This is a genomic window from Nocardia sp. NPDC003963 (assembly GCF_053605105.1).
In genome coordinates, this window is the sequence record NZ_JBSGIP010000074.1 from 1 (window position 1) to 18,478 (window position 18,478).

Below are 18,478 nucleotides of genomic sequence, written 5' to 3' on the forward strand. Positions count from 1 at the left end.
CATCGCCATCAGCAGCGGAGCCGGATCGCATTCCGCTATCGCGTTGCGCAGAAGAACTTCGGGATCGGCCGCGGCGTGGGTGCCGGTGTCGAGGGCCGAAACAGCCGCTTCTCGGATCGGCAGGCTCTGTGGTCTGCCCAGCCCATTACGGGCCGGTTGGGCGGCTGAGCTCTAGAAGCAGACCAGCCGGGGGTTGGAGGTGCTGGTCCGAGCTGTCCGGATAGCTTGGTGGAGGAGGTCGTGCCCGGTCGGGTTCCCAGATGTGAATGCTCCGGCGCGAGGATGTCACCTCTGGGCGCGACGTTGTATTCGTCGGCGACGCGTCCGGCGGTGGCGAGTTCCGCCCCACTGGTCCGCGGCCGAGGAGCCTTCCGGCAGGCCGGCCAGGTAATCACGAACGGCCGGGAGAATCCGCCTCGGCCGACTCGTCGTATACGGCAACCGCAGCGCGGTGGATTTCGGGCGAAACGCCCCGGGCGCCGACCGGACCTGGTCCGATCGGCGCCCGGGGCGAACGATCACATCGAAGCGATCAGGCGATCCACCCGTTCGTCCACCGAGCGGAACGGGTCCTTGCACAGCACGGTGCGCTGGGCTTGGTCGTTCAACTTGAGGTGCACCCAGTCGACCGTGAAATCGCGGCCGGCGGCCTGGGCGGCGGTGATGAAATCACCGCGCAGTTTGGCCCGGGTGGTCTGCGGCGGGGTATCGACAGCGGCATCGACCGCGTCGTCCTCGGTGATCCGCTTGGCCAGACCCTTGCGCTGCAGCAGATCGAACACACCGCGACCGCGTTTGATGTCGTGGTAGGCCAGATCCAGCTGGGCGATCTTGGGATCGGACAGTTCCATACTGTAGCGGTCCTGGTAGCGCTGGAAGAGCTTGCGCTTGATCACCCAATCGATCTCGGTATCGACCTTCGCGAAATCCTGCGATTCCACCGCGTCCAGGGTGCGGCCCCACAGATCGACCACCTGATCGACCTGCGGATCACGATCCCGGTTGCGCAGATGCTCCACGGCGCGGGCGTAGTACTCGCGCTGGATATCCAGGGCGCTGGCCTGCCGCCCCCCGGCCAGCCGCACCGGGCGGCGACCGGTGAGATCATGGCTGACCTCGCGGATGGCCCGGATCGGATTGTCCAGAGCGAAATCGCGGAACGACACCCCGGCCTCGATCATCTCCAGCACCAGCGCGGCGGTACCGACCTTGAGCATGGTGGTGGTCTCGGCCATATTCGAATCGCCCACGATCACATGCAGGCGCCGGTACTTCTCGGCATCGGCGTGCGGCTCGTCGCGGGTATTGATGATCGGGCGCGACCGAGTGGTCGCCGAGGAGACGCCCTCCCAGATGTGCTCGGCCCGCTGCGACAGGCAGAACGTCGCCGCCTTCGGTGTCTGCAGCACCTTGCCGGCCCCGCAGATCAACTGCCGGGTGACCAGGAACGGCAGCAGCACATCGGAGATCCGGGAGAACTCACCGGCCCGCACGACCAGGAAGTTCTCATGGCATCCGTAGGAGTTGCCCGCCGAATCGGTGTTGTTCTTGAACAGGTAGATGTCCCCGCCGATACCCTCCTCCGCGAGGCGCTGCTCGGCGTCGATGAGCAGCTCCTCCAGTACTCGCTCCCCGGCCCGGTCATGAGTGACCAGCTGGACCAGGCTGTCGCATTCGGCGGTGGCGTACTCCGGATGCGAACCGACGTCGAGATAGAGCCGGGCGCCGTTTCGCAGGAACACGTTGGAACTGCGTCCCCAGGAAACCACCCGGCGGAACAGATACCGGGCCACCTCGTCAGGACTGAGCCGGCGGTGTCCGTGAAAGGTGCACGTCACACCGAATTCGGTCTCGATCCCCATAATTCGTCGCTGCACACTATCGAGATTACAGCGCGGAATGATTCCTGCGGGTCAGTGCGGAAAACCCGATGTATACGGCTTGGCAACGATTGTGCTGTGTTTTCTTGCCCGGCCTCCGGCTGGGCGGGGTCGGGGCACTGTCCACCCCGACTCTTCCCTCCTCCGCTCAGTCGCTTCCTCCTGCTCTCCGTCGGTCCGCAGCCGGTGCGGGCCCCGACCTCGAACGGAGACCGTCCGGAGTGAACAGATGATGTGCGGATGTACCCGGTGACCGCAGCCTCGGTAGGGCCGAGACTCCGTCAGTGCTCAGTGGTCGCCGGCGCTGGATGACCGCCCGCACGCGTTCGACCGTTGCGCTCCTCGCTCTGTTCCCCGGATCGGGGCAAGCCCCGACCAGGACACCGGCCATCGAGAGTGGACCTATGGTGTGTGCCGACATACGTCGTGACCAACCTGGACAGGCTCACAGCACTGTAGGTGCCCAATGGTCACCAACCTATGGACGGCCAACCGCACACCGCACATCACATCTCACGTAAACGGGTCGCGCACCGTTGTCCGGTGCGCGACCCGTGAATCTCCGTCCGGCGCGAGGCCGGCCTGCTCAGTCCGGCTTTCCGCCCGTTTCCGGCTCTGCCGCACCGGCCTCGCCCGCCGAGCCGAGCAGCTCTTCGAGGGCCGGGCGCCCGATCCGCCGGAACGCCCGACGCGGCCGTGCCTGCTCCAGGGTTGCGACCTCGAGCGAACCGACGCCGAGGGCGCGTTTGTCCTTGTCCGCGCCCTCGCTGGACTGCAATGCCTCGACCGCGACCCGGATCGCCGCGGCCAGGTCCAGGCCCGGGCGGTAGGAATCCTTGAGCGCGCTGACGATGGGTTCGGTGGTACCGCCCATCACCACGTACTCGCGTTCGTCGACGATCGATCCGTCGAAGGTGATCCGGTAGAGAACCGATTCGGGCTCCTGCTCCGGATACCCGACCTCGGCGACGCAGATCTCCACCTCGTACGGTTTCAGCTGATCGGTGAAGATCGATCCCAGTGCCTGCGCGTAGGCGTTGGCCAGCGCCCGTCCGGTGACATCGCGCCGGTCGTACTGGTAGCCCCGCAGATCGGCCTGCAGGATGCCGCCCCGGCGCAGGTTCTCGAATTCGTTGTACTTGCCGACGGCGGCGAAACCGGTCCGGTCGTAGAGTTCGCTGACCTTGTGCAGGGTCGCCGACGGATTCTCCGCCACGAACACCACACCCTTGTCGTAGGCGAGCACCACGACACTGCGGCCCCGGCCGATACCTTTACGCGCGAGCTCGGTCTTGTCGCGCATGATCTGCTCGGCGGACGCATACAGCGGCAGGGTCATGCCCGGGCGCTCCCTTCCTGTGCGGCCTGACGGTCGGCGGCGATACCGCGCGCGATCTCCTCGAGCCGGGATTCGGCCACCTCGAGGGCGCCCTCGTCATCGATCAGGATCGCGGTCGGGTAGATCCCGCGCAGCAGATCCGGCCCGCCGGTGGCGGTATCGTCGTCGGACGCGTCCACCAGGGCCTCGACCGCGATCCGCAGTGCGCGGTCCGCGTCGATCCCCTTGGTGTACAACTTCTTCAGCGAAGTCCGCGCGAACATGGACCCGGAGCCGACGGCGGTGAAACCGAACCGCTCCTCGCTGCGCCCGCCCACCACGTCGTAGGAGACGATCCGTCCGGCCCGGTCCGGATCGGTGGCCTGCTGGTCGTAGCCGACCAGCAGCGGCACCACTGCCAGGCCCTGCATGGCGGCCGGCAGGTTGTCGCGCACCATCTTCGAGAGCTTGTTGGCCTTGCCGTCGAAGGTGAGGGATACGCCCTCGATCTTCTCGTAGTGTTCGAGTTCCACCGCGAACAGGCGGACCAGTTCGATGGCCATGCCCACGGTCCCGGCGATACCGGTCGCCGAGTAGGTATCGGTGATATGGACCTTCTCCACATCGCGGCCCGCCAGCAGATTGCCCTGAGTGGAGCGCCGGTCACCGGCGATCAGGACACCACCGCGATAGGACACCGCCACCACGGTGGTGCCGTGCGGTGCGATATCCCCCGCGGCACCGCCGCCGGGTTTTCCGGCGGCGGTGGGCTGGCTCAGGGCGTCGAATCCGCTACCCGGCAGGAGATCCGGTGCGTGTTGACGCAGATGTTCGGAAAAGGACGAGAGGGCGTACCCCAGATGGAGACGCAAGGGGTCACCTGCGGTCACTGGCCACCTTTCTGCACGTAGGCACGAACGAAGTCTTCGGCATTCTCTTCGAGCACATCGTCGATCTCGTCGAGCAGGTCGTCGGTGTCCTCCGCCAGCTTCTCGCGCCGCTCCTGGCCCGCGGCATCTACGCCGTCGACGCCTTCGTCATCGTCGCCGCCCCCGGCGCGTTTGGTCTGCTCTTGTGCCATCGCAGCCGACCTCCTCTGTTTCCACCGACCGGCCGCGCTCGCGGACCGGACGAATCGTGAGCACTCCTGTGCTCGTCCTTCAACACTACCCAGCCCGGACGACACGTAGTCGGATTACGTCCCACCCCGGTGGCCGCGACCACCGGGACTTGGCCGGCCGGCATTCAGGTGGTGAGCTGTCGCACCAGGTCAGCGGCTGTATCGACACCGTCGAGGAGTTTCCCGACATGCGCTTTGGTCCCGCGCCGGGGCTCCAGGGTGGGGATCCGGACCAGCGAATCACCACCCAGGTCGAAGATCACCGAGTCCCAGCTGGCGGCGGCGATATCGGCGCCGAAGCGGCGCAGGCATTCGCCCCGGAAGTAGGCGCGGGTATCGGTGGGGGGCTTGGTCATGGCGTCGAGCACCTGCTGTTCGCTGACGAGCCGTTTCATCGACCCGCGCGCCACCAGCCGGTTGTACAACCCCTTGTCGAGCCGCACATCCGAGTACTGCAGATCCATCAGATGCAGCTTCGGCGCCGCCCAGCCCAGCCCCTCCCGGCTGCGCATCCCTTCGAGCAGGCGCAGTTTGGCCGGCCAGTCGAGCAGATCGGCGCATTCCATGGGGTCGCGTTCCAGCAGATCCAGCACCATCGACCAGTTGTCGAGCACATCGCGTACCCGCTCGTCGTCGTTGCCCTGCTCCTCGACGAATTTCGCGACCCGCTCGTGATACAGCCGCTGGATCGCCAGCCCGGTCAGTTCCCGGCCGTCGGCCAGCGCGACGGTGGCACGGAGGGTGGGGTCGTGGCTGATGGTGTGGACCGCGGTGACCGGGCGGGCCAGTTGCAGATCGGACAGATCGGCGCCGGATTCGATCAGGTCGAGGACGAGCGCGGTGGTACCGACCTTCAGATAGGTCGACATCTCGGCCAGATTGGCGTCACCGACGATCACGTGCAGCCGGCGGTATTTGTCGGCGTCGGCGTGCGGTTCGTCGCGGGTGTTGATGATGCCGCGTTTGAGTGTGGTCTCCAGTCCGACCTCGACCTCTATATAGTCCGAACGCTGGGAGAGCTGATAGCCGGCGTTGTCCCCCGACTGCCCGATCCCGACCCGGCCGGACCCGCAGATCACCTGGCGGGACACGAAGAACGGGGTGAGTCCGAGAATGACCGAGTTGAACGGGGTTTCGCGGCTCATCAGATAGTTCTCGTGGGTGCCGTAGGAGGCGCCCTTGCCGTCGACGTTGTTCTTGTACAGCTGCATCCGGGGTGCGCCGGGGACGCTGGAGGCGTGCCGGGCGGCCGCTTCCATCACCCGCTCGCCGGCCTTGTCCCAGATCACCGCGTCCAGCGGATCGGTGACCTCGGGGGCGGAATACTCCGGATGCGCGTGGTCGACATAGAGCCGGGCACCGTTGGTCAGGATCATATTCGCCGCGCCGACCTCGTCGGCGTCGATCACCGGTGCCGGACCGTTCATCCGGCTCAGATCGAAACCGCGGGCGTCGCGCAGCGGCGACTCGACCTCGTAGTCCCATCGGGTGCGCTTGGCGCGCGGCACCCCCTCGGCCGCGGCGTACGCCAGAACCGCCTGGGTAGAGGTGAGGATCGGGTTGGCCGACGGCTCGGTGGGCGTGGAGATCCCGTATTCGACCTCGATACCGATGATGCGCTGCATGCGTTCGAGAGTAGGCGACGGACGGCGAATCATCCGTCGAGTGGTACTTCCGGCCGATGCCGTGGCGGACCACCGCACCACATGCTCTGATCATGACCCGCACCGTCGCCGACCCGCACGTTCCCGGACCGAACCCGTCCCGTCCGTCCCGGCTCGCGGCACTGGATGTGCTGCGCGGAATCGCCATTCTGGGCACGCTGGGCACCAATGTCTGGATACTGACCGACCCGGAGGGTCTCAGCGGTTATCTGCACCGGATCTCGACGTCCCCCGCCGACGGCTGGATGTGGGCCGAGAAGGTGCTGCAGCAACTGGCGCAGGGCAAGTTCCTGGGGCTGCTCACCGTGATGTTCGGTATCGGGCTGGCCATTCAGCAGAGCTCGGCCCGGCGGGCCCGGCGGCCCTGGCCGGGCGGCTACCCGTTGCGCGCGGGACTGCTGTTCCTCGACGGTCTGCTCAATTTCCTCCTGATCGCCGAATTCGATGTGCTCATGGGCTACGCGGTGACAGGTCTGATCGTCGCGTTCCTGCTCACTCGCAGCGGCCGGGCACAGGGCCGGTGGCTCTACACAATGCTCGGCGTACACCTCACCCTGATCGCGCTCTACCTCGCCTCGCTGCTGGTATCCGAGCCGGCCGGGACACGGGAACGAGCACCGCTGTCGCCGAACCCGTACGCCGACGGGTCGTTCTGGGATCTGGTGCTGTTCCGGGCCGAGCACGCCCTGGTGTTCCGCGCCGAGGCGATCGTCATCCTGCCGCTGTCGATCGCGCTGTTCCTGGTGGGCGCGCGGCTGTTCCATGCCGGAGTGTTCCTGCCCGAGGGTGCGCGGCTGCGCCGCCGCCTGATGCTCGTGGGCTTCGGCGTGGCCGCCCCGATCGATCTGCTGGCCGGACTGCTCGGCGGCGGTGATCTGGTGCTGGTCACCCGCTATCTGGTGGCGCCGGTGGTCGCTTTGGGCATCCTGGCACTCGTCGCCGAGTTCTCTCTGCGCCGCCCGCGTCCCGGTTTCGCCGGACGCCGGCTGACCGAGATCGGCCGGGCCGCGCTGAGCTGCTACATCCTGCAGAATCTGGTGGCGTCGATCCTCTGCTACGGCTGGGGATTCGGGCTCGCCGCGCGGTTCGCCCCGGAGGCCCGGGTGCCCTTCACCGTCGCGATCTATCTGACGGTGTGCGCGGTGATCACACTCTTCGCCCACCTCTGGCTGCGCCGGTTCGAACGCGGTCCGGTGGAGTGGCTCTGGCATTCGAGCTACCGGCTGCTGAATCGGGCACCACGCGAGGCGGTGAGCTGACACAGCGCAAGGCGCTCGGCCGACACAGCGCGGTGCGCTCGGCCGACACAGCGCGGCGCGCTCGGCCGACACAGCGCGGTGCGCTCAGCCGACACAGCGCGATGCGCAGCACTGACATAGCGCGATGCGCAGCGCTGATACGCCCGCCACAGTGAGCAGACACACCCGTCCGCAGTACCGCCACCGGCCCGGGTAGCTGCCACCATTGACCCGGCCGTACCGGCAGACGACCGGCCCGCGAACCCGGGCCGGAAGCGCAGCTTCGACGGAGGACACGATGGGGACCGACAGCACCGGCGACGAACCCGGCGCCCACGCCGTAACGGGCGAACAGGGCGATATCGACACCCGCACGCGGGTCCGGCGGCGTATCCGCATCTGGGCGGGCCCGATCGTGGTGGTCACGCTGCTGATGGCCCTGCTGTCGACGATGTATCTGGGCTACGTGGTGAACCCGGAGAAGAACCTGCACGATTTCCCGATCGCGCTGGTGAACCAGGACGACGGCGATATCCGCGACGGACAGCGGATGGATATCGGCGACCAGATCACCGCGGCACTCACCGAGCGGGTCCCCGCGGACAAGGTCGATCTGCGGGTGACCGGTATCGGCGAGGCACAGCGGCTGCTCGACAACGGCGAGGTCTACGGCGCGATCATCCTGCCCAGCGATCTGTCCAAACGACTGTCGATCCTCGGCGCGGGCAGTGTGGTGCCCGGCGATATCCAGCAGCCGGTGATCACCGTGGTGACCAATCCCCGCACCGGCACCTACGCCACCCAGATCACCCAGACCGTCGCCCGCCGGGCCCTGATCCAGGTGAACGCGGAGGTCGGCAAGCAGCTGACGGCCACGGTCGACGACGAACTGAAGGCGGGACCGGGCGGCGGGACCGAGATCTCCGGCGCCGCCCGGTTGATGCTGGCCGAACCGATCCAGGTCCTCATCGAGCCGTACCGGCCGCTCCCGGACGGGACCGGGCAGGGACTGTCCGCCTTCTTCTACACCCTGCTGGTGGTATTGGCCGGTTTCACCGGCGCCATGATCGTGCACACCATGGTGGATTCGGCGCTCGGTTTCGTTCCTACCGAATACGGACCGTGGTTCGTCCACCACCCGACCGCCCCGCATTCCCGGGTGCGCACCCTGCTGCTGAAGTGGGGGGTGATCGCCGTCGCGGCGCCGATTGTGTCCGGTTTGTTCGTCGGTATCGCCGCTCTGCTGGATATGCCGCTGGACCACAGCCTGGCCCTGTTCCTCTTCGGCACCCTGGCGATCATCGCGGTCGGGGTCACCGCACTGTCGGTGCTGGCAGTGTTCGGCTCGGCCGGCCTGCTGATCAACCTGATCCTGTTCATCGTGCTCGGACTGCCCTCGGCCGGCGCCACCATTCCGCTCGAGGCGACGCCGCACTATATGGCCTGGCTGGCCGCGTTCGAACCGATGCACCAGATCTATCTGGGTATCCGCGCGATTCTGTATTTCGACGCCCACGGCAATCCCGGGCTGGCGCGGGGGGTCGGGATGAGCCTGTTCGGGCTGGCGGTCGGGCTGGTCCTCGGCCTGGTCTTCACGATCCTCTACGACCGGAAGGGCCTGGAGCGCCGCAGCAACCGCTGAGCACGGACCGACTTGCGCAAGATCGGTCAAGCGCGGCGGGCGGTCGAACCGACAGACTCGACGGGTGAGCAACCGACGTGACCGATTGCGGGAACTGCTGGACGCGGTTCTCGACGAGGACAACACCACGCTCGGGCAGATGGCCGCCGGCGCCTATTCGTCGCGATACCACTTCGCCCGGCAGTTCAGTCGCGGCACGGGCGAATCCCCGGTCGGCCTGCGGCGGCGGGTACTGCTGGAACGCGCCTGCTGGCAGCTCGGCGGTGGCGCGGGCGTCACCGAGACGGCCTTCGCCGCGGGCTACGACACGGTCGAGGGGTTCAGCCGGGCGTTCACCCGTGCGTTCGGTCATCCACCGAGCGCGACCCCGCCGCTGACCGGCCGTACCCCGCGCTGGCTGCCGGCGGCGAACGGTATTCATTTCCATCCCCCCATGTCGCTGTGGGTCGAGGGGGAACCGAAGGGACGCTCCGATATGGACCCGACCGCACTGCTGCTGCACCACGACCTCGAGGACACCGCACTGCTGGTGAAAGCGGCGGCGGGTTTGACCGAGGAAGAGTTCCGCCGCCCGCGCGGGACCTACGGGACGGTACTGCCGTGGGACGGTCCCGAGGATTCGGTCGCCGCCGTACTGCACCACCTGATCCGCAGCAAGGAGGTATGGCTGGCCTCGATCGAGGGAGCCGATACCCCCGTCGGCGGCGGCGACGATCCACCCGCGCTCATGGCCCGTCTCGACGAGGTGGGCCCGCGCTGGCTGGGTACGGTCCGCGAGATCGACCGGCGCGGCGGCTGGGGCGACACGCTGATCGACGCCCTGTGCGAACCACCGGAGAGTTTCGTCCTGGGCAGCGTAGTCGCGCACGTGCTCACCTATTCCGCGTATCGCCGCCAGCTGGTGCGGTACTGGATCCGCGGGACATCACCCGATGACCCGGTCGGCTGGGGCGACCCGATCGACTGGCTGCGAAGGAGAGATTGACATGACCACCCCGGCGACCGCACCCCGGACCATCTACAACACGGCGACCAGCCTCGACGGTTTCATCGCCACCACCGACCACTCCCTGGACTGGCTGCTGACCCGCACGGCCGACGAGGACGGCCCCATGGGGATGAACGCGTTCATGGCGGAGGTGGGCGCAATCGTCATGGGCGCCAACACCTATCAATGGTTGCTCGACAATCAGAGCGCGGAGCCCTGGCCCTACGAGGTCCCGACCTGGGTGTGCACACATCGTGAATTCGCACCGCGCACCGACGGCGATATCCGGTTCACCAGCGACCCGGTCGAACTGGTCCACAAGGCGATGGCCGAGGCGGCGGCCGGGAAGAATCGCTGGGTCATCGGCGGCGGCGAACTCGCCGGACAGTTCGCCGACCGCGGGCTGCTGGACGAGGTGATCGTCTCGATCGCCCCGGTAACACTCGGCGCGGGAGCGCCGCTGCTGCCGCGCCGACTGGAATTGCGCCTCACCGAAGCGGTCCACAACGGGGAATTCGCCTGCGCGCGTTACGCGGTCGTGGCTCCGAACGACTGATACCCGGTGCGGTCGTCCCCGAGACGACCGCACCACCGGATCGACACTCTCGGGCGAAGCCCATCCGAACTCCCACTCGGGCCGGACGCCGGTACACCGGAAACACACGACGCAGCAAACGCCGAGGAAGAGCCGCACGGCCGGAGCAGAGGCCGATTGTCACGCACAATTCCCGCGATCGGAGCGAATGCGGAGGTTTCGCAGGAAGCGCACGGCCGGAGCGAATGCGGAGGTTTCGCAGGAAGCGCACGGCCGGAGCGAATGCGGAGGTTTCGCCTAGCCCGAGGAAACCGATGCCGTCCAGGAGGCGAAGGCGCTGGGATTACGGGTCTGCAGCAGGACCCGGCCCGGGCCGACGAAATCGAAGACCAGGCCCTCCCCGGATTTCAGCGATTGCAGCGAGCGCCCCGAAACCGCGCGCCGGATGCTGAACCGGATCGACAGGTCGTAGGCCACCACGTGTCCGGTATCGATGGTGACCGGCTCGTCCGGGGCCAGATCGATGACATCGATGGCGCCGAACACACCCACCACGACCTCCCCCTGACCGGACGCGCGCAGGCCGAACCCGCCCTCACCCCCGAACAGGTTCGCGAAACCGCCCCATTTGCTCTCCACCTGCACACCGGGCGAATTCGCGATCCAGCCACCGCGACTGATGAAATACGGCCGGTCCGGCGCGATCTGCAGCGCCAGCATATCGCCGGGCAGCGACGGCGCCACATCCACCCAGCCGCCCTGCTGCGGCGCGGTGAAGGTGGAGACGAAGAACGATTCACCCGACAGCATCGAGCGCTTCAGACCGGCCAGGATGCCCCCCTCGGCCTTGGCCTCGAGAGTCACTCCCGCCGAATGCGCCACCATGGCACCGGATTCCACTCGGACCGGTTCCCCGCCCGCCAGCACGCACCGGGCCACCGTCGACGACGGATTGTGCCGCAGTTCAACTTTCATGAGCCGACACTACCGCCATCGTGTCCTCGCACGTACCGTACGGGCGACGGGTACCCGCCGGTATCGTCGGCGCCGAGCCGACCGGCCGGCAACGCACGAGCGTTACACCCGGGCAATCGGTGGGCGGGTCACGCCAGCGAATCCAGAGCAGCAGCGTCGCGGGCCACCACAGCGCGCCCAGCGGTGAACACAATGGGGCGCTGGATGAGCTGCGGGTACTCGGCGAGCGCTGCGATCCAGCGGTCCCGGTCGGCCTCGGTGCGGCCCCACCCGGCCAGCCCGAGTTCCTTCGCGACGGCCTCACCGGTGCGGGTGATATCCCACGGTTGCGCACCGAGCCGGTCGAGCACCGCGCGGATCTCCGCGGCGGTGGGCGGATCGTCGAGATACCGGCGGACCGAATAGTCGATTCCGGCTTCGTCCAGGTGTGCCACAGCGGCCCGGCTCTTGGAGCAGCGCGGGTTGTGCCAGATCTCGGTTTCCGGAGTGCTCATAGCGCCGAGCGTAACCCGGCCCCACGCTGCCCGACACCGCCGCGGGGTGACCGGCCGAAGCCGTTCACGCAGTACCGCGGGCGGACTACATATGCATCCACTCGGGCCACACCTGTGACCACGGACGCCGGGGCTGCGCACACTTCCACAGCGTGACATCGCGGGTGTTGTCGAGGAACCCGAGCCGGGTGTCGACCCGCCCGATCGGTTCGAACACCGCGAACTGCGCACGCAACCGGTCCTCGTCGCCGCCGACGCACACCATCGTCGCCGAATCCGGTGGCGCACCGAAGTACCCGAATCCCCGTGCCGGGCTGTAGACCCCGGGCAGTTCGTCGCGCGCCAGCTGATCCAGGGCGCCGGCCTGCCAGTAGCTGCCCGCGAGCACCGCTGAGCGCGACTGTTCGGCGGGAGTGAGCGTCCGGTGCGCGGCGACGACCCCGGCCGCCAGTTCCGGCCAGCCGAACTCGCCGTACAGGCCGATGTTCATCGCGGCCGCGACGTCGTCCGCGGGCGGCTCGATGTCCTCGGCCGGTTGCCACGGAGTGGACCCCAGGATCATGACCAGAGACAGCGCCGTCAGTACCGCCCCCGAGCCGACCAGCACCCGCCGTCGACCTGTCGTTTTCGCCCGCTCCACCGCACCGGCCAGTGCCACGGCGCCGGCCGCGAAGAGCACCCCGTACATACCGGTCAGGTAGTAGACGCGTCCCCCGGTGACGAGGAAGACCACGGTCAGTACGACGGTGGTCGCGCCCAGGAAGCGGTAGGGGCGCAGCGATTCGTGCCGGAGCAGCGCCCACAGGCCGTAGCAGAGCAGTACCGCGCCCAGTACGCCCGCGAGCAGTACCGCCAAGGGTACGAAAGCCACCGGACCGCCGGTGTACTGCTGTTCCTCCCGTACAGCGGCCGTCAACGCGAGCTGCGGCCAGCCGTGACCGGCCTGCCACAGCAGCGAGGGCAGCGATACGAGCAGGACGACCGCGCCGCCCGCCCAGAGCAGCGGCCGGCGCACCAGTTCGCGGGGGCCGAGCGCGAGCGAGGTCACCGCCACCGCGATCCAGAAGAACGGGATCAGCCATTTGACCTGAATATCGACCGCGGTGACCAGAGCCGCCGCCAGCAGCAGACCGTCGCGGCGGGTCCGGACCCAGCGCACCACCAACCAGGTGATCAGCACCCACAGCGCGGTATCGATCGCGTTCGTGGACAAAGTCTTGGCCTGCATGAGCAGGAACGGCGAGGTCGCGTATCCCACCGCGGTGAGCACCTGGGCGCCCCGCCCGCCACCGAGTTCCCGGGCGATGAGGGCGCTGATCACCATCGCTACCACGGTGACGACGATCGCGGGCAGTCGCAGCACCACCAGCGAGCCCGGCGCGATACCGTCCATCACCGCGGCCAGCACCGGCAGCACCGGCCCCTGGTCCGCGTATCCCGCCGACAGCCGCCGGCCCGCGGCCAGGAAGTACAGCTCGTCCCCGAAGTACCCGTAGCGGGTCGCGGAGACGATCAGCACCACGGCTGCCACGGCAGCGACCCCGAGTACCGGTCCGGTGGCGAACGGAGGCTCCGGGTGCGCCGCGGACCGCCGCGGGCCTGTATCGGTCATGGTGGTCACGGGGTACTCCTGGGCTCGATACCGGACCCTCGGAACCTATCCCGGCATGAGATGCGCTGCCGTCGCCCGGCGGAACGATTTCCGGACGGTTGTCACGGGCGGTACCTGAGCATTGCGGAGTACCGCCGATACCACTTCAGAGGTAGCCGAACCGGTACGCGAATGAGCCGACCGGACGATCCGGACAGCCGTGGGGCCACGCCCCTTTCGGCGGCGCGGCCCCACGGTCGACGGAATCTACAGGTACTGGCCGGTATTCGATTCGGTATCGATCGCCCGGCTGGCACTGGCGTTCTTCCCGGTGACCAGCGTGCGGATGTAGACGATCCGCTCACCCTTCTTACCCGAGATACGGGCCCAGTCATCCGGATTCGTGGTGTTGGGCAGGTCCTCGTTCTCGGAGAACTCGTCCTGGATCGAATCGTAGAGATGCTGGATCCGCAGACCCGGATTACCGGTGTCGAGCACCGACTTGATGGCGTACTTCTTGGACCGGTCCACGATGTTCTGGATCATGGCGCCGGAGTTGAAGTCCTTGAAGTACAGGACCTCCTTGTCCCCGTTCGCGTAGGTGACCTCCAGGAAGCGGTTGTCCTCGCTCTCGGCGTACATCCGGTCCACGACCCGTTCGATCATGGCGTTGACGCAGGCCACCTTGTCGCCCTTGAACTCCTCGAGATCGTCGGTGTGCAGCGGCAGTCCCTCGGTGAGGTACTTGGAGAAGATGTCCTGCGCGGATTCGGCGTCCGGACGCTCGATCTTGATCTTCACGTCCAGCCGGCCGGGTCGCAGGATCGCGGGATCGATCATGTCCTCGCGGTTGGAGGCGCCGATCACGATGACGTTCTCCAGCCCTTCCACGCCGTCGATCTCGCTCAGCAGCTGCGGCACCACCGTGGTCTCCACATCCGAGGAGACACCGGAACCACGCGTGCGGAAGATCGAGTCCATCTCGTCGAAGAACACGATCACCGGTGTACCTTCCGACGCCTTCTCCCGGGCCCGCTGGAAGATGATCCGGATATGGCGTTCGGTCTCACCGACGAATTTGTTCAGCAGCTCGGGACCCTTGATGTTCAGGAAGTAGGACTTCGCTTCCTTGGCATCCTCGCCCCGCGCTTCGGCGATCTTCTTGGCCAGCGAATTCGCCACCGCCTTGGCGATCAGCGTCTTACCGCAACCGGGCGGACCGTAGAGCAGCACGCCCTTGGGCGGGCGCAGCGCGTACTCGCGGAAGAGGTCCTTGTGCAGGAAGGGCAGCTCCACGGCGTCCCGGATCTGCTCGATCTGGCGGCCGAGACCACCGATGTCCTCGTAACCGACATCGGGCACCTCTTCCAGCACCAGATCCTCGACCTCGGCCTTGGGGATACGTTCGAACGCGAATCCGGCCTTCGTATCGACCAGCAGGGAGTCGCCGGGCCGCAGTTTGCGAATCGGGGAGTCCGGATCCTCCAGATCGTCGGCATCGGCGAGTTTGGTCAGCGGCCCGGACAGCCAGACCACCCGCTCCTCGTCGGCATGCCCGACGACGAGCGCGCGACGGCCTCCGTCGAGTATCTCCCGCAGGGTGCCGATCTCACCGATCGCATCGAACATCCCGGCCTCGACCACCGTCAGCGCCTCGTTGAGGCGGACGGTCTGGCCGTAGGCCAGTGTCGTGGTGTCGATGTTCGGCGAGCAGGTCAATCGCATTTTGCGGCCGGAGGTGAACACGTCGACGGTCTGATCCTCGTACACCCCGATCAGAATCCCGTATCCGCTCGGTGGCTGACCGAGCCGGTCGACCTCCTCACGCAACGCGACGAGTTGCTGCCGCGCTTCCTTCAGGGTATCCATCAGCTTGGTGTTGCGAATGGTCAGCGAATCGATACGGGCTTCCAATTCCCGTGAGCGATCCGGTGAGTCGGCGAGTTGCCTCCGGAGTGCAGCCGCTTCGGCGCGTACTGCCTCGAGTTCTCTCCAGGCCGCCGAATCCGAATTCTCGATGGGGCTCATGTGCTGCTCCTCCCAGTCCCGGTCTATCAACGCTACCGGGCGCGGCCCGTTTGCGCTGTCCGACACGATTTCGTCGTGATCACATCTGGTCCGCGGCTGTCTGCTGGTCAAACCATGTTAGCCTGCCCTAACCCATTTACGGTGGGCATGCTCACCGACTAGCCGAAAGGTTGCCAGCTATGCAACTTCCCGCACGGACACTGCGGTTGTCCCGCGTCGCGGCGGCTACGGCCGCAGCCGCCGCACTGGCGCTGGGCCTGACGGCCTGCGGGTCCGACGACGACGGCACCGGAACTGCCGCGAGCAGCGCTGCCCCCAGCAGTGCCGCGGCCACCACCAGCGCTGCGGCGCACGATCACGACCACGGGGATACCGCGGAGGCGCCCACCGCGCAGAGCCTACAGTCCAACCTCGAGCAGATCACAAACCCGGATGTCCCGGTGGACGAGAAGGTGAAGCTGATCGACGACGGCGAGAACCGCCGGGGCATCCTCGAGCAGCTCAACGCCGCGCTCCAGACCTATCGCGGTATCGCCTTCCAGGTCGGCGAGATCACAGTCGACGGTGATACCGCCACCGGCCGGACCACCATCACCAGCCCCACCGGCCAGAGCGCCCCGCCCATGCCGATGACCTGGGAGCACGAGGACGGCACCTGGAAGCTCTCCGATGCCAGCGCCTGTGTGCTGTTCAGCTTCGCCCAGATCCCCTGCTCGCCGGCCTAGGCCCGCGACCCGCGGGACCACGGAGCCGCCGGCGTATCCGGCATTTCCGTGGTCCCGCGGCCGTTCGTAACGCCCGCTCAGCCCTTCGACGGCCGGCGCTGCGGTTTCGGGGTCACCACCCCCTCCGCGAGCCGCCGGGCGCTCACCAGGAAGGCCGTATGGCCCTGCATCCGGTGCTCGGGCCGTACCGCCAGACCCACCACGTGCCAGCCGCGCACCATCGACTCCCAGGACCGCGGTTCGGTCCAGCACTGCTGTTCGCGCAGCGCCTCCACCAGCCGGGACAGCTGGGTCACCGTCGCGACGTAGACGATCAGGACGCCACCGGGCACGATCGCCCGCGATACGGCGGGCAGCGCATCCCACGGCGCGAGCATGTCCAGCACCGCCCGGTCCACGGGCGCACCGTCGTAGTCGGCCACATCGCCCACGGTGAGCTGCCAGTTCGCAGGGCGTTCACCGAAGAAACGCTCCACATTGCGCACCGCGTGCTCGGCGTGGTCCTCGCGGATCTCGTAGGAGACCACCGCCCCGTCCGGCCCCACCGCGCGGAGCAGCGAGCAGGTCAGCGCGCCCGAACCGGCACCCGCCTCCAGTACCCGCGCGCCGGGGAACATATCGCCCTCGTGCACGATCTGCGCGGCGTCCTTGGGGTAGATCACCGCCGCCCCGCGTGGCATGGACATCACATAGTCGGTCAGCAGGGGGCGCAGGGCCAGATAGGGCGTGCCGTTGTTCGAATGGGCGAGCGTGCCCTCGTCGGCGCCGATGAGTTCGTCGTGGTCGATGGCGCCGCGATGGGTGTGGAACTGTTTACCCGGTTCCAGCAACACCGTGTACAGCCTGCCCTTGGCATCGGTCAGCTGCACCCGGTCGCCGACGACGAATGGCCCGGTCCGTCTGGCCGTCATGGATCTCCGTTCGCGATGAGGACTGCGCCCGGACCGATCACCGGGCGCGGCACCGTGTCGGTGCCGCCGGATAGCCTGCCAGGTATGTCAGCGCCACCGAGCACGCCCCCGGCCGGTTCCGGTCTCGAACCGGCTTCCGCACCCATCCGTCCGGCGCTGTCCCCCTCGCGCGCAGCGGATTTCAAGCAGTGCCCGCTGAAATACCGGTTGCGCACCATCGACCGGATCCCGGAACCGCCGACCCGGCAGGCAGTACGCGGCACCGTGGTACACGCGGTCCTGGAAGACCTCTACACCCTGCCCGCCGCGGAGCGCGATCCCGAGCATGCGACCGCACTGGCCGAAGCCGCCTGGGCGCGGGTCCTCGACGAACGCCCCGAGGCGGCCGAACTGCTCGCCGGCGGTCTGGACGTCGCGGGTTTCCTGGACGAGGTCCGGGCTCTCGTGCGCACCTACTACCGACTGGAGGACCCCCGCCGGTTCGACCCCGAATCGTGCGAGACGCGGCTCGAGGTGCGACTGCCCGACGGTGCCCCGCTCCGCGGTTTCGTGGACCGTATCGATGTGGCGCCCACCGGCGAACTGCGGGTGGTGGACTACAAGACCGGCCGGTCGCCGGGCCCCACCCGGGAGACCCGGGCGCTGTTCCAGCTGAAGTTCTACGCACTGATGCTGTTGCGCACCCGCGGGGTGGTCCCCACCCAGCTGCGCCTGATCTACCTGGCCGACGCCGAACTACTCACCTACACCCCGGACGAAGAGGAGCTGCTCCGGTTCGAACGCACCCTCACCGCCCTGTGGGACGCGGTGCGCACCGCTGGCCGTACCGGAGATTTTCCGCCGAATCCGAGTTGGCTGTGTGATTACTGCGCCTACAAAAGCTTGTGCCCGGCGTTCGACGGCACTCCCCCGCCGTATCCCGGCTGGCCCGCGGGCGACGAACCCACGGACGATACCTTCGCCGAATCGGTATAAAAATGTGTTGATGGCCGGGCATCCAGAGGCTGTGCGACAACCACCTCTCGCCGGACAGCCATCCGCGCAGCGTCGGGACGGGGCGCGTCCCGAATGCTGCCGCCGACCGCCTGGGGCGGGCGTACGAGTCGTACTGCGCGGCTGTCGCGACCTATACCCGGTGGGGCCCACCGCGCTCGGCCTGCTCACCTCCCCGGGACGACCGACCGTTCGGTCTCCGGGACTCGTCACGGTCTCGGAGCCACAGAGCGCGGCGGCAGAATGCCCGCAGTGCGGAACCGGGTAGATCGGGCTGTGTTTTTGGCGCCGCCTTCGGCGTCGCGGGGTCGAGGCCCCCTGGTGTCCCGCCGTTCAGGCCTCGAGACTCGCGCTTCGCGCATGCGCTTCGAGGCCT

General features: G+C 67.6%; 16 protein-coding genes. 6 read left to right on the forward strand and 10 right to left on the reverse strand.

The annotated features are described in order from the left end of the window. Positions 1–518 precede the first annotated feature (518 nt). The 5 genes from pafA to dop all read right to left on the reverse strand — a co-directional run bounded on the left by pafA (position 519) and on the right by dop (position 5,943). Positions 519–1,877 carry a Pup--protein ligase gene (gene pafA, locus ACWEWT_RS37090; RefSeq protein ID WP_189093968.1) on the reverse strand — a complete coding sequence of 453 codons (1,359 nt, stop codon included), beginning with the start codon at positions 1,875–1,877 and terminating at the stop codon, positions 519–521. Between the two features lie 589 nt (positions 1,878–2,466). Further along, a complete protein-coding gene (gene prcA / locus ACWEWT_RS37095) occupies positions 2,467–3,219 on the reverse strand; it encodes a proteasome subunit alpha (RefSeq protein WP_452565582.1) in 753 nt (250 codons plus the stop codon). Further along, positions 3,216–4,088, reverse strand: coding sequence for a proteasome subunit beta (gene prcB / locus ACWEWT_RS37100; RefSeq protein ID WP_452565583.1), 873 nt, complete (start codon positions 4,086–4,088; stop codon positions 3,216–3,218). The genes prcA and prcB overlap by 4 nt, the downstream gene beginning before the upstream one ends. Continuing rightward, a complete protein-coding gene (locus ACWEWT_RS37105; protein WP_030521323.1) occupies positions 4,085–4,279 on the reverse strand; it encodes a ubiquitin-like protein Pup in 195 nt (64 codons plus the stop codon). The genes prcB and ACWEWT_RS37105 overlap by 4 nt, the downstream gene beginning before the upstream one ends. A gap of 164 nt (positions 4,280–4,443) precedes the next feature. Next, positions 4,444–5,943: a depupylase/deamidase Dop gene (gene dop, locus ACWEWT_RS37110; protein WP_452565584.1), complete on the reverse strand. Its 1,500-nt coding sequence runs from the start codon at positions 5,941–5,943 to the stop codon at positions 4,444–4,446. A 92-nt stretch (positions 5,944–6,035) separates the two neighbouring features. Here dop and ACWEWT_RS37115 point away from each other — a divergent pair, with 92 nt between their 5' ends. The 4 genes from ACWEWT_RS37115 to ACWEWT_RS37130 all read left to right on the forward strand — a co-directional run bounded on the left by ACWEWT_RS37115 (position 6,036) and on the right by ACWEWT_RS37130 (position 10,406). Then, positions 6,036–7,241, forward strand: a complete 1,206-nt coding sequence (locus ACWEWT_RS37115) for a DUF418 domain-containing protein (protein WP_452565585.1) — start codon at positions 6,036–6,038, stop codon at positions 7,239–7,241. Positions 7,242–7,518: 277 nt separating this feature from the next. Continuing rightward, positions 7,519–8,862, forward strand: a complete 1,344-nt coding sequence (locus ACWEWT_RS37120; RefSeq protein ID WP_452565586.1) for a DUF3533 domain-containing protein — start codon at positions 7,519–7,521, stop codon at positions 8,860–8,862. Between the two features lie 64 nt (positions 8,863–8,926). Continuing rightward, positions 8,927–9,847 (forward strand): helix-turn-helix domain-containing protein, encoded by a 921-nt coding sequence (locus tag ACWEWT_RS37125; protein ID WP_452565587.1) that lies wholly within the window; start codon positions 8,927–8,929, stop codon positions 9,845–9,847. A gap of 1 nt (position 9,848) precedes the next feature. Beyond that, a complete protein-coding gene (locus tag ACWEWT_RS37130) occupies positions 9,849–10,406 on the forward strand; it encodes a dihydrofolate reductase family protein (protein WP_452565588.1) in 558 nt (185 codons plus the stop codon). Positions 10,407–10,682: 276 nt separating this feature from the next. Here ACWEWT_RS37130 and ACWEWT_RS37135 read toward each other — a convergent pair whose 3' ends face one another. The 4 genes from ACWEWT_RS37135 to arc all read right to left on the reverse strand — a co-directional run bounded on the left by ACWEWT_RS37135 (position 10,683) and on the right by arc (position 15,473). Further along, complete coding sequence (locus ACWEWT_RS37135; RefSeq protein ID WP_452565589.1) at positions 10,683–11,360, reverse strand: TIGR00266 family protein; 678 nt, start codon at positions 11,358–11,360, stop codon at positions 10,683–10,685. A gap of 128 nt (positions 11,361–11,488) precedes the next feature. Further along, complete coding sequence (locus ACWEWT_RS37140) at positions 11,489–11,854, reverse strand: arsenate reductase family protein (protein ID WP_452565590.1); 366 nt, start codon at positions 11,852–11,854, stop codon at positions 11,489–11,491. Positions 11,855–11,939: 85 nt separating this feature from the next. After that, complete coding sequence (locus ACWEWT_RS37145; RefSeq protein WP_452565595.1) at positions 11,940–13,466, reverse strand: glycosyltransferase family 39 protein; 1,527 nt, start codon at positions 13,464–13,466, stop codon at positions 11,940–11,942. A 246-nt stretch (positions 13,467–13,712) separates the two neighbouring features. Beyond that, entirely contained in the window at positions 13,713–15,473 is a 1,761-nt protein-coding gene (arc, locus tag ACWEWT_RS37150) for a proteasome ATPase (protein WP_452565591.1), read from the reverse strand. 179 nt (positions 15,474–15,652) lie between these two features. On the opposite strand from arc, the gene ACWEWT_RS37155 reads away from it, so the two are divergent. Next, complete coding sequence (locus ACWEWT_RS37155; protein ID WP_452565592.1) at positions 15,653–16,198, forward strand: nuclear transport factor 2 family protein; 546 nt, start codon at positions 15,653–15,655, stop codon at positions 16,196–16,198. 77 nt (positions 16,199–16,275) lie between these two features. Here the strand turns inward: ACWEWT_RS37155 and ACWEWT_RS37160 are convergent, their stop codons facing one another. Continuing rightward, complete coding sequence (locus tag ACWEWT_RS37160) at positions 16,276–17,109, reverse strand: tRNA (adenine-N1)-methyltransferase (RefSeq protein ID WP_452565593.1); 834 nt, start codon at positions 17,107–17,109, stop codon at positions 16,276–16,278. 84 nt (positions 17,110–17,193) lie between these two features. On the opposite strand from ACWEWT_RS37160, the gene ACWEWT_RS37165 reads away from it, so the two are divergent. Then, positions 17,194–18,084 carry a RecB family exonuclease gene (locus tag ACWEWT_RS37165; protein ID WP_452565594.1) on the forward strand — a complete coding sequence of 297 codons (891 nt, stop codon included), beginning with the start codon at positions 17,194–17,196 and terminating at the stop codon, positions 18,082–18,084. Positions 18,085–18,478: the final 394 nt, after the last annotated feature.

What these genes read in the sequence shown, in the direction of transcription:
- ACWEWT_RS37160 (WP_452565593.1), bottom strand. Translation starts at nt 17,109, where the DNA reads ATGACGGCCAGACGGACCGGGCCATTCGTCGTCGGCGACCGGGTGCAG.
- arc (WP_452565591.1), bottom strand. Translation starts at nt 15,473, where the DNA reads ATGAGCCCCATCGAGAATTCGGATTCGGCGGCCTGGAGAGAACTCGAG.
- prcA (WP_452565582.1), bottom strand. Translation starts at nt 3,219, where the DNA reads ATGACCCTGCCGCTGTATGCGTCCGCCGAGCAGATCATGCGCGACAAG.
- ACWEWT_RS37135 (WP_452565589.1), bottom strand. Translation starts at nt 11,360, where the DNA reads ATGAAAGTTGAACTGCGGCACAATCCGTCGTCGACGGTGGCCCGGTGC.
- ACWEWT_RS37120 (WP_452565586.1), top strand. Translation starts at nt 7,519, where the DNA reads ATGGGGACCGACAGCACCGGCGACGAACCCGGCGCCCACGCCGTAACG.
- dop (WP_452565584.1), bottom strand. Translation starts at nt 5,943, where the DNA reads ATGCAGCGCATCATCGGTATCGAGGTCGAATACGGGATCTCCACGCCC.
- ACWEWT_RS37105 (WP_030521323.1), bottom strand. Translation starts at nt 4,279, where the DNA reads ATGGCACAAGAGCAGACCAAACGCGCCGGGGGCGGCGACGATGACGAA.
- ACWEWT_RS37145 (WP_452565595.1), bottom strand. Translation starts at nt 13,466, where the DNA reads ATGACCGATACAGGCCCGCGGCGGTCCGCGGCGCACCCGGAGCCTCCG.
- ACWEWT_RS37130 (WP_452565588.1), top strand. Translation starts at nt 9,849, where the DNA reads ATGACCACCCCGGCGACCGCACCCCGGACCATCTACAACACGGCGACC.
- ACWEWT_RS37155 (WP_452565592.1), top strand. Translation starts at nt 15,653, where the DNA reads ATGCAACTTCCCGCACGGACACTGCGGTTGTCCCGCGTCGCGGCGGCT.
- ACWEWT_RS37140 (WP_452565590.1), bottom strand. Translation starts at nt 11,854, where the DNA reads ATGAGCACTCCGGAAACCGAGATCTGGCACAACCCGCGCTGCTCCAAG.
- ACWEWT_RS37115 (WP_452565585.1), top strand. Translation starts at nt 6,036, where the DNA reads ATGACCCGCACCGTCGCCGACCCGCACGTTCCCGGACCGAACCCGTCC.
- ACWEWT_RS37165 (WP_452565594.1), top strand. Translation starts at nt 17,194, where the DNA reads ATGTCAGCGCCACCGAGCACGCCCCCGGCCGGTTCCGGTCTCGAACCG.